This window comes from Ureibacillus acetophenoni, assembly GCF_900220965.1.
GTDB lineage: Bacteria > Bacillota > Bacilli > Bacillales_A > Planococcaceae > Ureibacillus > Ureibacillus acetophenoni.
On sequence record NZ_OBQC01000004.1, the window covers coordinates 123,927 to 137,456 of the forward strand.

General features: G+C 32.9%; 12 protein-coding genes. All 12 read right to left on the minus strand.

Features of this window, described 5'->3' with window-relative positions:
- Positions 1-80 precede the first annotated feature (80 nt).
- The 12 genes from CRO45_RS07880 to CRO45_RS07935 all read right to left on the minus strand — a co-directional run bounded on the left by CRO45_RS07880 (position 81) and on the right by CRO45_RS07935 (position 13,494).
- Entirely contained in the window at positions 81-1,313 is a 1,233-nt protein-coding gene (locus CRO45_RS07880) for an O-antigen ligase family protein (RefSeq protein ID WP_097149117.1), read from the minus strand.
- Between the two features lie 86 nt (positions 1,314-1,399).
- On the minus strand, positions 1,400-2,533 hold the full coding sequence (locus CRO45_RS07885; protein ID WP_235864553.1) for a DegT/DnrJ/EryC1/StrS family aminotransferase: 1,134 nt from the start codon (positions 2,531-2,533) through the stop codon (positions 1,400-1,402).
- Between the two features lie 48 nt (positions 2,534-2,581).
- A complete protein-coding gene (locus CRO45_RS07890; protein ID WP_170949436.1) occupies positions 2,582-3,283 on the minus strand; it encodes a WbqC family protein in 702 nt (233 codons plus the stop codon).
- 85 nt (positions 3,284-3,368) lie between these two features.
- Positions 3,369-4,280, minus strand: coding sequence for a GNAT family N-acetyltransferase (locus CRO45_RS07895; RefSeq protein WP_097149120.1), 912 nt, complete (start codon positions 4,278-4,280; stop codon positions 3,369-3,371).
- A 34-nt stretch (positions 4,281-4,314) separates the two neighbouring features.
- A complete protein-coding gene (locus CRO45_RS07900; protein ID WP_097149121.1) occupies positions 4,315-5,394 on the minus strand; it encodes a Gfo/Idh/MocA family protein in 1,080 nt (359 codons plus the stop codon).
- A gap of 123 nt (positions 5,395-5,517) precedes the next feature.
- Positions 5,518-6,249: a polysaccharide deacetylase family protein gene (locus tag CRO45_RS07905; RefSeq protein WP_097149122.1), complete on the minus strand. Its 732-nt coding sequence runs from the start codon at positions 6,247-6,249 to the stop codon at positions 5,518-5,520.
- A 407-nt stretch (positions 6,250-6,656) separates the two neighbouring features.
- Positions 6,657-7,775: a glycosyltransferase family 4 protein gene (locus CRO45_RS07910; RefSeq protein ID WP_170949437.1), complete on the minus strand. Its 1,119-nt coding sequence runs from the start codon at positions 7,773-7,775 to the stop codon at positions 6,657-6,659.
- Between the two features lie 81 nt (positions 7,776-7,856).
- Positions 7,857-8,537, minus strand: coding sequence for a PIG-L deacetylase family protein (locus tag CRO45_RS07915; RefSeq protein WP_097149124.1), 681 nt, complete (start codon positions 8,535-8,537; stop codon positions 7,857-7,859).
- Between the two features lie 401 nt (positions 8,538-8,938).
- Entirely contained in the window at positions 8,939-10,009 is a 1,071-nt protein-coding gene (wecB, locus tag CRO45_RS07920; protein ID WP_097149125.1) for a non-hydrolyzing UDP-N-acetylglucosamine 2-epimerase, read from the minus strand.
- A gap of 72 nt (positions 10,010-10,081) precedes the next feature.
- Positions 10,082-11,341 carry a glycosyltransferase family 4 protein gene (locus CRO45_RS07925; protein ID WP_097149126.1) on the minus strand — a complete coding sequence of 420 codons (1,260 nt, stop codon included), beginning with the start codon at positions 11,339-11,341 and terminating at the stop codon, positions 10,082-10,084.
- An 87-nt stretch (positions 11,342-11,428) separates the two neighbouring features.
- Positions 11,429-12,298, minus strand: coding sequence for an NAD-dependent epimerase/dehydratase family protein (locus CRO45_RS07930; protein WP_097149127.1), 870 nt, complete (start codon positions 12,296-12,298; stop codon positions 11,429-11,431).
- A gap of 134 nt (positions 12,299-12,432) precedes the next feature.
- Positions 12,433-13,494, minus strand: coding sequence for an ATP-grasp domain-containing protein (locus CRO45_RS07935; RefSeq protein WP_097149128.1), 1,062 nt, complete (start codon positions 13,492-13,494; stop codon positions 12,433-12,435).
- Between the last annotated feature and the right edge of the window lie 36 nt (positions 13,495-13,530).

Here is a 13,530-nt window from a genome sequence, read left to right on the forward strand (position 1 = left end):
GCACCCTCTTGCTGTTGAAGGAATGACTGAATCGTTTCATCAAGATCCTATGATGTTTGTAATAGATTGAAATTCGGAAATTACTTTCTAACAATTGGTTCGTTCATTCTTTTCTTCTGAAAAAAATAACTGATCATCAAGCCCAAAAATGTCCAGAAACTTAAATCTGTTAAATAGGATCCGCTCACAAACAAACTAACAAAACCTAAGCTAAACCAAATAATTAACAGATTGTAACTTAAATCTTCCTTTATAAAAAACATCCGAATAATCAGGAAGAGTAAAAAGAAGATAATAAATAATCCAATAAATACCCCGAAATTTGCCAGCAACTCTAAAAATATATTATGAGCATACACACCCAAACCATCTAAAACACGTCGATCCCCAGCAATACCAATTCCCACAAGTGGATGATCGTAAATTGCCGAAATTACTTTTTCATATAAGTCATCCCGACCACTTAAATAAACTTCCCCAGAAAGAAAAAGAGTAAGACTCCTACTGTTCAGTCCAAATTGTAGTAGCCAATTATAAAGAAGTAATAACAAACTTTGTAAATTAATAAATATAAAAATAGATATAGTCGTAACTGCAAAAATAAGATACATTCTTACTCTAGATAATCTAAATTGTGCGGCAGGTTTAATAAGTTTTAATACAATAAATACAGCAGCACATAATACAGCACCTCTAGAACCAATGGCTAAAATGCTGATTAACGTTGCAGAAGATATGAAGAACGCCTTTAAGGACAGTCGATCGATGAATTCATCTAAGTACATGATGGCTGGTAAAAGCATGTAGTATGAAAAAGTCATACTATATACATCGATCTTTGCAATTCCAAGCAAAATCATCAAACTTAAAAGTAAGCCACACACAAACACTATGAAACTAGCTTTCTTCATAACATCTTTTAATACGTTCCAATTTTTCAAACTCATCGCATATACAAACATTGGTAAACAAGTAAAAAACAAAGGAAAGATGAGTTCTACCATATATTTTTGATTATCTGGGAAAAATAAATAGTGGCTTAAAAATATGAAAATGGAAATAAAGTAAACGATAAATAGGTTCCATTTTTGTTCCTTAAACACAATGGGAAACGTGTATGCAAAAATAATGCCTACAACTACTTTAGAGCCAAGTTGAACAATGGTACCAGTTGATGTATCAAGAAAATTAAAAACAACTAAAATGAAATATTGAACAGTTAGAATAACTGTGGAGGACATTATCGCAATACTAATTTTTTTGTCATCTAAATCTTCTTTATATCTAATTGTTGGATTAATTACTTTTTGCAAAGGAAGCCCCCCACTGTTAAATATTTAATAGTCCATGGATACTTTAAATAATTGAAATATCTATTGAAAAGGGTATACATAAAAATTTAAGTATTTTGCTGAACAATCTTAATTACTTTTTGAATATCTTCATTCGTCAAATATGGATGGATTGGTAATGAGAGGACAGTATTACAAAGTTGGTTCGTCACTTTAAAATCACGATTGTTGAATTGTAATTGGGAGAAAGCTAGTTGCTTATGCATTGGAATTGGATAATAAATCATACTTGGGATACAATGTTGCTTCAGTTGAGATTGTAAATAGTCTCTTTCTTTTTTAGTTTTCAGTTGAATTGTATATTGTGCGTAACTAGAATAGTAACCGTTCGGAATGACAGGTATTATTACTGAATCCTTCAAACTGTGATTATATTGTTGTGCTACACGGTTCACGTCATTTAATTCGTGTTGAAGAAAGGCATCCAGTTTGACATTTAAAATAGCAGCTTGGATTGTGTCTAATCTTGAGTTAACTCCAATCCGGACATTATCGTATTTGTCGGCCCCTTTGCCGTGGATTTTAATAGAACGAAGTAGTTCAGCTAACTGGTCATCATTAGTAAAAATTGCGCCACCATCCCCATAACAACCTAAAGGTTTAGCCGGAAAGAAGGACGTTGTAGCAGCGTGACCAAAACTACATGCTTTTTTTCCGTTTAAATGGCCACCAAATCCTTGAGCTCCATCTTCTAAAACTAATAAATTATACTTTTTAGCAATCGCTTCAATCTCAGGGTAGTTCGCAGGTAAACCAAATAAATCGACGGGGATAACAACTTTTGGTGTTAAGTTCGTTTCATTTTGAGTGTTAATAATTGCATGCTCAAGTTTTGTTGGATCGATATTAAAAGTATCCTGACATACATCAACAAAGATTGGCGTAGCACCACAGTAGGAAACTACTTCTCCCGTCGCAAAAAACGTAAAGTCCGGAACAAATACGGCATCCCCTTCTTTAATACCCCATGCCATTAAAACGAGTGACAGGGCATCCGTTCCATTTGCACATGTAATGCAATGTTTGACTCCAACATAATCTGCTAACCGCACTTCAAGTTCCTTTACTTCTTTCCCTTCGATAAAATTCGTACCTAATAATACTTGTTGAATTGCTGCATCTATTTGCGTTTTATATTGAACATATTGAGCTTGTAAATCTCGAAATTGCAAAATGATCATCCCCAATGTTAATTGATGCATCGATTTTAAATTCCAAAAGTAATCTATCTACTCTTCTAGTAACTCTTTCCTTTTAGAACGAATAATGTCAATCGAATGTGGACCATGATTAAATATTAAATCAATAATCGATAGATTTGGTGTGAACTCATTCCCCCACTTTTGGCTATAAAGAGGATGTTGGAAATTTTGATAAAGAAGTTTTATCCCTCTACTGTTGAAATCATCTGGATTATTATAAGCTCTTGCACCACTACCGGAAATATAAATATCCCCTTTCAGTTTTTGAACGATATTTGCTATACGCTCACTACTCGTTCCAAAATCCTCATGAAACTCTGACTCACGGTAGATTTTCACATCGATATTCAAAATTTCACAATTTAGTTTAAGAAATTGAATATTCAAATCACATAGATAATCCATATCCTCAGCATATATACTCTTAAAACGTTCTTTATACAATGTCCAAAAGGGTGTCTTTTTATAGTTTGCCTCAATCGCACCCCAATGTTTTTCCTTCCAATTACTACTGTTATCAATTTTAATTTTATTTATTTGAAGTTCGCCTTTTTGAAGGGGTACAGTCAGTAACAATTTTCCATTAGATGTTAAAATAGAATTCCTGTTTAGGAAACCTCTGTTAGCTCGGTTTACTTTATCCAGTATGACGAAACTATCTGATTGATCTAATTTATCGAAATAACCAATCCATGGTAAATAATTTGGTTGGTGAACCGATATTTTCAATGTCATAAACCTACTTTCAATTTGCGATTTCCAGATGTTTATTTGCGATTTTCCAAGTAGCCAATACATACGGTTTAAATCAATTTTAAAACTCTTTAAAAATGTTATGATACGGGACTTGCATAGCTCCAAACTGTCTAAAATGATGTTCAATATTTTTTTTCATACTTCCTTCAAAATCAAACTTTTTCCCTAACTTGTGGGCAAGTTTAATCCCTTCGTATAAAAGCAAAGTAAGTGATTGGGAATGTCGAAATTCTGGAACGGAACCAGACATTAAATAATAGACAGATTCTTCGTCCCAAACAAAATATGCAGCAGCATGGATTTTGTCATTCTCGTCAACACAATAAAGAATTTTCCTTGCATTTCGTTCTTTACACTGTTGGTCGATTCTTGAAACAATTTCGAATGAATAGGGAATCGCCATGTTATGTCGTTCAAAGGTCATTCTATTTAAATCAAAGAATTCACCTATACTTAAATTTTCTTTCACTTGAACGAGTTTTTTAGCTTTGCGAATGAGCTTTCTAACATTTGAATTAAGATTATTATAGAGCTGCTCCATATTCGATGTATCATATATGACATACGTATACCGGGTTGTTTGGGAGTACCCCTTCCAGAAAAAAGGAAGCCAATTCGTCAGCGAATAATGCAAATATTGCTGGTATTTCGTTAAATTCATTTGCTCTATTTTTTCAATTACAGCATTCAACATTTTCATTTCATAACTTAGCTTTTTTTCATACTTTTGCTCTTCTGGAAATCGTATCCAAACTTTTTGATTTTGGGTTAATGGGGCTTTTTGAATTGCTTTTAGTCCGATTTCTTGTTTCAAATAATAGGGTAATGCTGCGTTAATTCGTTCGTTTTCTTCTATTAATATGACATTCCATTCATCTGGACAGACGGCATCCATCCACCAGCCTTTTGAAAATAGTGGAATTGTTTTTTCATGTTCACTAAATAATCGGTATTTTTCTAGATCAGACATGGTCATCTCCTATCAACCATTTGTGATGAAAACGTCAAAACATCCCTTTAAAATCAACTGTACTTCCTTTGTGTAGTGGTAATTTGACGATTTCCTTTTTAAAAGAAGAATGATAGATTGCAAGGACTAGTTCTAATGCCCTTCTACCATCCAATGCAGTTACATATGGCTCCCGATCACTTACAATGGCATCAATTACATCTTCGTAAAGTGGCGTATGACCAAAACCGTAGACATTTGGTGGGTTTTCGTAATAGGTAGACTTAATCTGTTGTGGATCATCTAACTTATCAGCAAACATCCATTCTTCTATAAGGTTGACTGATTTCCCACCAAGTTTGGCAGTCCCTTTTTCTCCAAAAATATATAAAGTCTCTTCTAAATTTCTTGGGTAAATATTCGTCGTTCCTTCAATTAGCCCATAGCTTCCATTTTTAAATTTTACGAGAGCAACACCAAAATCTTCTGCCTCAATATAACCGTGCATTAAATTATCAGTTAACCCGACAACCTCTTCAATTTCTTCTCCCATCATCCATCTGAGCAGGTCTATATTATGAATGCATTGATTCATAAGAGCGCCACCATCTTGTGACCATGTACCGCGCCAAGGCGCTTGGTTGTAATAATCACGTCCACGATTCCAACGAATGTGAGCCGTTCCATGAAGAAGTCGACCAAATCGTCCACCTTCAACAGCTTCTCTTAATTTCTGTACAGATTTATTAAAGCGGTTTTGATGACAAGCACTGACCTTTACATTTTTCTCTTTCGACTTTTTAATAATTTGGTCTGCCTCTTCTAACGAGAGTGAAATCGGCTTTTCTATTATTAAGTGACATCCCGCATCTATGGAATCAAGTGCAATTTGACCATGGTTCCCACTTTCCGTACAAATTGCAACTAAATCTGGTTTTTCGATTGTTAACATTTCCCCATAATTTACATACTTTTTTACGTCTTGAGGTAAATGAAAATCCATTACAATTTGGTCCATCTTTTCTTGGTCAATATCACAAAGGGCGACAATTTTTAAGTTATTACTGAGTGCAGCAGAAATATGATTCGGTGAAATTCTACCACAACCTATTAAGGCATATTTCAAATTAGTCATGACACTACCTCGAGTTTCCTAATAGATTTCGCAGTACACAAGCAACAACGAGGATCTTCAATTCGAAATATCTTCACGGCGAGAACCAAAGTTTTTGTAGATTTTTAGGAGGGAATAATTATTTTAGTGAAGGATTTCTTTCTTTTCTATCAGTTGATGTAAATCAGTAAGATTATCATTTAAATGATGGTATCGTTCAACAATTGCATTTTGTAAAAACCTTTTTAACTTCTCTTCGATTGGTTCATCATTCGTTGAATACCAGAATGGATGAGTTAATATATGGAGTTTTTTATACTGATTCGATTGAATAATTTCTATAACATTTTCTCTCCAATTCATCCTTGAATCAGAGACGTATTTCATCTCTTTGAAATATTTTTTACTGTAAGAGTTAATCACATCTTTAATTTGGATGTCATTTTCTAATATTAATTTTGAAGGTCTATGCATCGATATGACATTGACTTCTTCATTCAGTAATTGTCGTAGAATTTTTAATTCCTCTAAAATATAATTCTCCATTTCGTCAATCGTTGTTATTGCATATCTTTTTTCATCGAAATGTAGACCAATGACATGCCCAAGATTTTTGATCTGCATAATTTTGTTATAAGATTCTTTTGAAAAAATATTATAAAAATTCGTTGTTAAAAGGATAAAATACGTTGACTTCACACCCAGCTCTTTTTCTACTTTCGCGATTTCAACTGCTTTATCGAGAGATAAATCGATATCATGGCGCAGAATAACGGATTTTTCAACTTCGTCCCAATTGTCATATAAACAAAACTTATAATCAGATGATTTAAGCAATTCGATTAATTTTACATAGGCGTCAATTGTAAATTGCAATTTGGGGCTCCTTTACAATAAATGAATTTTTCCTCGGTCTTTTACATTTGCAATGGCATCCTTATATCAAGCACCTCTTTTGTATGGCTTTGAACCTCATTGACGATTCCAAGATAACATTTTGATAATTGATAAGTGTTACTTTTTCTGCAACTGCTGGTGGGGATACGCGGTGGAGGGGTGCTTCTAACATAGTCTGCATACGCTTTCTGTGTAAATCGGTTGTTGCTGTTTTTATATTCCGAAAGACACAAGTTCACTTAAGTTTTCATTATTGGCATCACATATATAATATGCTATCAATGACCTTCATGACCTTTTGTTTTTAATGTAATTTCAAAAACATTTCTAACAATTGTTTGTTTAATATTGAATTAGATTAGGTGTTAATTATTAATTATTAAAAACTATACATTTCTTTTGACAATTTCCTCGTATAAATCTAAATATTCATTATTAATACGATTCCAATTAAATTTGTCAACTTGTATAATACAATTCTTTGATAGGTCATCGTATCTTTCGATAACTTTTTGTATCTTATCTGCAATTTCTCCTACTGATTTAGCTTCAACTGAATACCCAACTTCGCCCTCACTAAATTGCCGATCAAACCCCTGTCCTCTTGAATAGATGACAGGTAATCCTTGACTCATGGCTTCAGCATACACTAACCCGAAAGTTTCCAGTATCGAGGGCATAACAAATATATCATTATCCCGAAAAATATGAATTAGCTCTTCTTTTCCAACTGGATCTAAATAATTGGCAAAGGGTGAGCTTTTAATTTGGTAATATACGTTCTTGTCTAATATTTTCCCAACAGCTGTAAATTGTATATTAAAATGTTTCTGATTCAGTAACTTGATTGCTTTTAGTGTAGTAATAATATTTTTATTTTTGCTTATTTCTCCAACATATAATAAGTTAATTTTCTTTTTTGAAGAAAGTGTTTTAGGGTTGCTTCGATTATTTATCCAAAAATCATCAATACCGTTAGGAATAATGACAATTTTTTTAGTGAATTCATCTTTTAAATAATTAGGGACATAGTTTTGTATGACTTGGTCACGATAGGATTCAGATAAAAAAATAATTCTATTAGCATGTTTTAGAATATCTACTCCAAGTTTTCTTAAATGAACCATTTTCTTAAAAAAAACATTCACATCTGTATTTCTAACTGCTACAATATACGGAATTCCATATTTTTCATTTAACTTCATACTAATATAACCATTTGAAAATAGTGAATGTGCATGAATAATTGAATAATTACTAATGTTATATTTTGCAATAGCATCTCTAAGTATTTTTTTATGCTTCACATAAAATAGTAATCTATCATACTTTTGATGGTTTACACTTACAGTAGTGTACTCACCGAAATTTAAATCTGTAATTTTTTCAGCATTTGAAATAGGAACATATACATCGATATCTAAACCATATTTCTTTTGTTTCTCATATAGATTTTTGTAAAAAATGCCATTGCTATAATATGAATTGATATGTAATATCTTCATCTTCTTCAAAACCACCTTATTAATGAGGTTTATAGGAATCAACATTTTGTCAGTTCCGATAACAAATTTTCACTATCCTAACTATTTAATACGTTTAAATACACTCTCAAAGGCCTCAGCATAGATCATTCCTGATTGTCCACCACGATACGCAGCAAGACCCTTTATGGCTTCCTTACTTCTTGGGTGAGGAAAATCTCTCATAACTCCACGGTATTGTGCAAGAGCCTCTATTTTTTTATCAAGACTATTTTCTCCAACTTCTATAAATGTGTTCGGTGAAAATGGGTTCATTCCTTTATTTAATGCCCAGTCAGTCGAAGATGGCACTTCCATAAATAATAGTTCTTTAAGTGAAGGTACATCGCTTCTTCTTTGGAACAGCCTAGCTGCTGCCTGGCAAGCGATAGAAGTGTGGAAATGGTCGTTATTTAAGTCTGCAGGATGATGAGTAAACACAACAGTTGCATTAGTTTTTTTAATGGCTGCTTCTATAAACTGAACAAGTTTTAAATGGGCAACATTATTAAACTTGATATTTGGAAAGTTGCCTGTAATAACTTGATCAACACCTAAAATATTCATTGAGTTGTTTACATCTTCATAAAGCTCATCGAGAGTAGGACGGAAGTTTCGAACATTTACTTCTCCTGATAAAATACAGACATTTACAGAATGACCTGCTTGGGAAAGCTTATGCATTGTAGCTCCTGCTCCTAACACCTCGTCATCTGGATGTGCAACAACGACTAAATACGACATTCTTATAACCACCTTTCAGTTTGATAATTTATACCTATCTTAACGGAGTAGTTTGAATATCTAGTTTGTAATGAAAAAATTGGATGATTTTAAAGGTAGGAAAGGTATCTACATCTTTCCCCTTTGATTCCTTTACATCCAATGGTTTAATATATGTTAAGGGTGTTGCACATATGTTATAAAATTTGTCAGAATTTGCATATTATTAGGTAAATGACGGGATTTTTCAATTATTTGTGGGGATTTTCGCAATAGTTGTCGACGCTAAATTTATGGCTAAGGTCACACCTGAAAATAGATACCTAAATTAAACACCCCAAAGGTCAGATTTCACTCTAACTTTTGGGGTAAAGTTTAGAACACTGTCCTATTCATATTGTTTAATAAATAGGACCGGCTCTCTAAATTTCTTGTTCAAGTATTTTAGTAATTCTAGTAGCTGCGTTACCATCACCATATATATTATCAATCGGTTGCCCATTTTGAGTTTTCTGAAGAATATTTGCCAAATCTGTCACAAGTGGGTCAACTAACTGATTCCAGCCCGTTTCAACTGTTTCAACCCATTCAGTTTGAGTTCTAAGCGTTATGCAAGGAACTTTCATAAAATACGCTTCTTTTTGTATTCCACCAGAATCTGTAATAATACCCTTTGCATTCTTTTCTAAGAGTAACATCTCCAAATATGATACAGGTTCAACAATTTTTATATTTTTAGCTTGTTCTAAAATGTGTCCTAATCCAAATTGTTCCACTTTCTTTTTAGTACGTGGATGTAATGGCAAATAAATGGCTTCTTTTAATTTTGAAAAAGATGTCAAAATTGCAGTCAAGACTTCCTTAGAATCTGTGTTGTCAGGTCTATGAATTGTACCAAGATAGTATTCTTTAGGAGTTAAACCTAAATCCGCTAAATTGTATTTTTGTTCAGCCCGTTCCATATTATTTAGCACAGCATCATACATCACATCACCAACTGTAAATACACCTTTTGTTATACCCTCATTTTGTAAATTACGGACAGCAACTTCCGTTGGCGTAAATAACAAATCGGAAACATGATCGGTCATAATACGATTAATCTCTTCGGGCATCAACTTATTATAACTTCTTAAACCAGCTTCAATATGAATTAATGGAATGTGTAACTTACTAGCAACAAGTGCACCTGCTAATGTAGAATTTGTATCACCATATACTAAGATGGCATCTGGTTGTTCCTTTTCAACGACTTCCTCCGCAGCTATTAACATTTTGCCAGTTTGACGCCCATGTGTATCAGAACCAATCCCCAAATCATAATCAGGTTTTGGTATGTTTAACTCGTCAAAAAACACGCCAGCCAAATTATAATCATAATGTTGCCCAGTATTTACTAACACTTCATGGAATGATTGACGGAGTATATGTGAAACAGCTGCAATTTTAACAAGTTGTGGTCTCGTTCCCGCGATGGTGACGATTTTTTTCAATTGAACAACTCCTCATTTTATATAGTTGCACTAGTTTCCTACCTTCTTGTTCCCTATTAACACAGATCAACATTAATTAATAGATTCAAATAAAATCTTTTCAAGTTTGTCACCTAAAATTTGTACCTTATGATTATTTTGAATATAGGTTCTACCATTTTCGCCAAGTTTTTCCCTCTCTATTTCTGGCATATTATAAACTTCTACTATTTTATTAAATAGTGCTTCTACATTATTTGGTTCAATAACATACCCAGCATTTGAAGTTGCCACGGGATCATTTTTTTGTCCGTAGCCAAAAATTGTACATGTACCAGAATATAAATAATCATTTATTTTATTCTTTGATAATCCATACTCAAAAACCTGATTTCCCTCATGAGCAAGATGGGCCATACAGATTTGACTCGCTTTTAAAAGACTTGGAATACATTCTCTATTAATACGTGGACCAACAAATACATTATCAAGTTTGTTTTCTTTCACATAATCTAGCATTCCTTCATATTCAAAGCCACTACCAACAAACAACATTTTAATGGGAATGCCGTTATCTTGAAGTTTTTTTGCAGCTTCTAGCATGATATATACACCTTCATACTTTATATAATAACCTGCAAAAACGCATACAAATGAATCTTTCATAAAATTTCTGATTTCAATTGGGATTAATTCCTTTTTACTTTCCGCGTAATTATCATACCGTTCACAGTCCATTGGCTGGCCAATCCAATATGTTTTTTCTTTACTAAAGCCCAATTTGTCACATATATACTTATCTCCATATGTCATGGAGTAGATTATTTTTTCAGCTCTTTTATAAGCCCATTTTTCTAAAGATCCTAAAAATATAACAAAAGGATGAAACCGAGATAACTCATTATTTTGTACCAAAATCTGTGGCCATAGATCCCTTACTTCAATACAAAACCTTGCTTTATATTTTTTTGCTGTTTGGAATGCTGCAACCCATGCAAATGGATGAATTGAACATCCAGTTACGACATCTGGCTTTCCAAATTTCTTAACTATTTTAGCTCTATGTTTTTTAACTAAACTGACAAACGATAACATATTTAATAAACGGTCGAACCCATTTCCTTTATACTCAGGTTTCGTTCGTAAATAAACAAAATGAACCCTACTGTTTATTTCACTAATTTTAAACTCGTCATCGGTAAAATAATTTTTTGTAAAATGTGAATAAGATGAGGCGATAACTATGACATTGTATCCCCTTTTCGATAATTCTGTTGCAAAATCATATTGTCTTGAAATACCTCCATATTTCGGTTCCGATGTGTGAGCATCTAATATCCACAAAGTTTTCATTTAAAAATCCTCTCCAGATTACTACCTTTTCTAACATAATGAACCTACACCAACATCATGGAATTTTCACACTCTTAATAAACTAGTCTATTTTTCTGTTATTCTAATTGAATCTATAAAGTTTCTAACTCTATAATCTTCTTTATAATAGCTCAGGCTCTGATCATATATAGAATTACCGAATACCTTATTCACAAGCCCAAATTTTCTACCAAGGGCAAATAATATTGGATTAAATATCTTTGTTAATCTAATTTTATTTCCATGTACTTCAGCGATTAATCTAACCATTTCACTAGTTTTAACATATTCCTCATTTTGCGGGAAGAATATTCCACTTTCTTTATTTTCTATTATTAATCGAATAAATTCACATAGATTATCGATATGAATCATGCTACGCATATTGTTAATATCGGGGAAAAAAGGTAATTTCCGTGCAGCCCTTGCAAGCTTCGTATAATTTCCTTTACATTCTCTTCCATAAACCATAGGTGATCTAATAATGGCAACCTTAAAATCATTACTTTCTAAGGGGATTATCCCTTCCTCTGCTTGTAGCTTACTGTTTCCATAAAAGTTAGCAGGTATCGGTTCTGTATTTTCGTCAATCACTTTAAACTCATTAATACGACTACTATCTCCATAAACAATCATGCTACTCATAAAAATGAACTGTTTAACACCTTCTTGTTTTGCCTTATCCGCTGTTTCTATCGTTAAATCCCGATTTACTTTATAATAAATTGATTCAAATTTAGGGCTGGGATTAGAGTCTACGTGTGCAATTCCAACCGTATGCAAGACTACATCGTAACCTTCGAACGACTCCTCTCTCCAATCCTCAGCTCTTAAACTAATAGTGTCTACAGAATACTTATCTGTATACTGGGAAAGCCATTTCTTAAATGAAGTTCCTATATAACCATTAGAACCGGTAATAAGTATTTTTTTCACGTAAAATTACTCCTCTTTTGCACTTACTACTTCCCAATACATATTGTAAATTTAATTACCTTATACTGATTTTTCTACAAACTAGATTATTAAGTGATAAATATGCACAAACTTAGTAATCATTAATACTATCTCTAAAACACAACTTCGTTACCCTCTTCATCTACAAATATCTCTAAATATTTTCTTTTCATCTTGATTCCATAATTTATATTAACTTTTGGAAGTTTTTCCCCTAAAAGTTGTTTTACTCTTAAATAAGGCAAGTTCATTCCACCTGCAGCAAAAACAGCAAGTGTTGCTGCAATACGTGGGTTGATTTCCATCAATATGGGGTTGCCGTTTTCATCATATTTGAAATCTAAATCTACGTTACCATCAAGCTTAAGTTTTTTAACAATATCGCAAGAAATTGAATATGCCCGTGGGTCTTCTCTTAAAGTAGCTTCTTGTGGAATACTTGCCGTTATTGAGTTACTCTCTCTTCCAGCAATATATAGGACATTACCCTTATCTGCCAAAAGATCTACCGAATACTCATCTCCCGGAAGATATTCCATTGCTAACATTTCTGGCATTTCTTCCTTTTCGCTAAGAATTTGAATCATTTCTTGTAGTGAAATGTAGAATGAATTAGGTTTCTCATTGAAAAGGATGTCAAATCTAGATTTCTTTGGATCTATAATCCTAATACCTCTGCTACCACTACCCTCAGTTGCCTTTAAACATACTGCTTTATCTGGATAACCGAGCATTTCACATACTCTTTCAAGTTCTGAAACATGTTTTACCGGATAGAATTTGGGTACTGGTAAATGATGATCTTTCATGAATTGGTACAGTTTAAGTTTGTTGTTTGCTATCAAAATAGAATTATCAGAGATAGATAACTTTGTACCTATTTGTTCGAATTCAAACTTTCTTTCCAACAATCGAGGCAATTCTTGTGACATAAAAGGAATAACTACGTCCACTTTTTCTTTTTTACATATATTAATTATTTCATCTACATACAATTCATCTGAAACTGACGGGACTATATAAAACTTATCTACAATTTGATTTATACAAAAGTCCTCATTCATATCCACACCGATAATTCTAATATTTCGTTCTCCATTATTTCTAAAGCAACTTACAAGTCCTGGGAAAAACTGAACACCGCATGCAGTTATCAATACAGTTATATCTCTCAATGATTTTCCTCCATCAGTTACAGAAATAAATAAAAA

Excerpts from the sequence above, each read along its gene's own strand:
- CRO45_RS07885 (WP_235864553.1), bottom strand. The coding sequence starts at position 2,533 with ATGATCATTTTGCAATTTCGAGATTTACAAGCTCAATATGTTCAATAT.
- CRO45_RS07895 (WP_097149120.1), bottom strand. The coding sequence starts at position 4,280 with ATGTCTGATCTAGAAAAATACCGATTATTTAGTGAACATGAAAAAACA.
- CRO45_RS07900 (WP_097149121.1), bottom strand. The coding sequence starts at position 5,394 with ATGACTAATTTGAAATATGCCTTAATAGGTTGTGGTAGAATTTCACCG.
- CRO45_RS07910 (WP_170949437.1), bottom strand. The coding sequence starts at position 7,775 with ATGAAGATATTACATATCAATTCATATTATAGCAATGGCATTTTTTAC.
- CRO45_RS07915 (WP_097149124.1), bottom strand. The coding sequence starts at position 8,537 with ATGTCGTATTTAGTCGTTGTTGCACATCCAGATGACGAGGTGTTAGGA.
- CRO45_RS07925 (WP_097149126.1), bottom strand. The coding sequence starts at position 11,341 with ATGAAAACTTTGTGGATATTAGATGCTCACACATCGGAACCGAAATAT.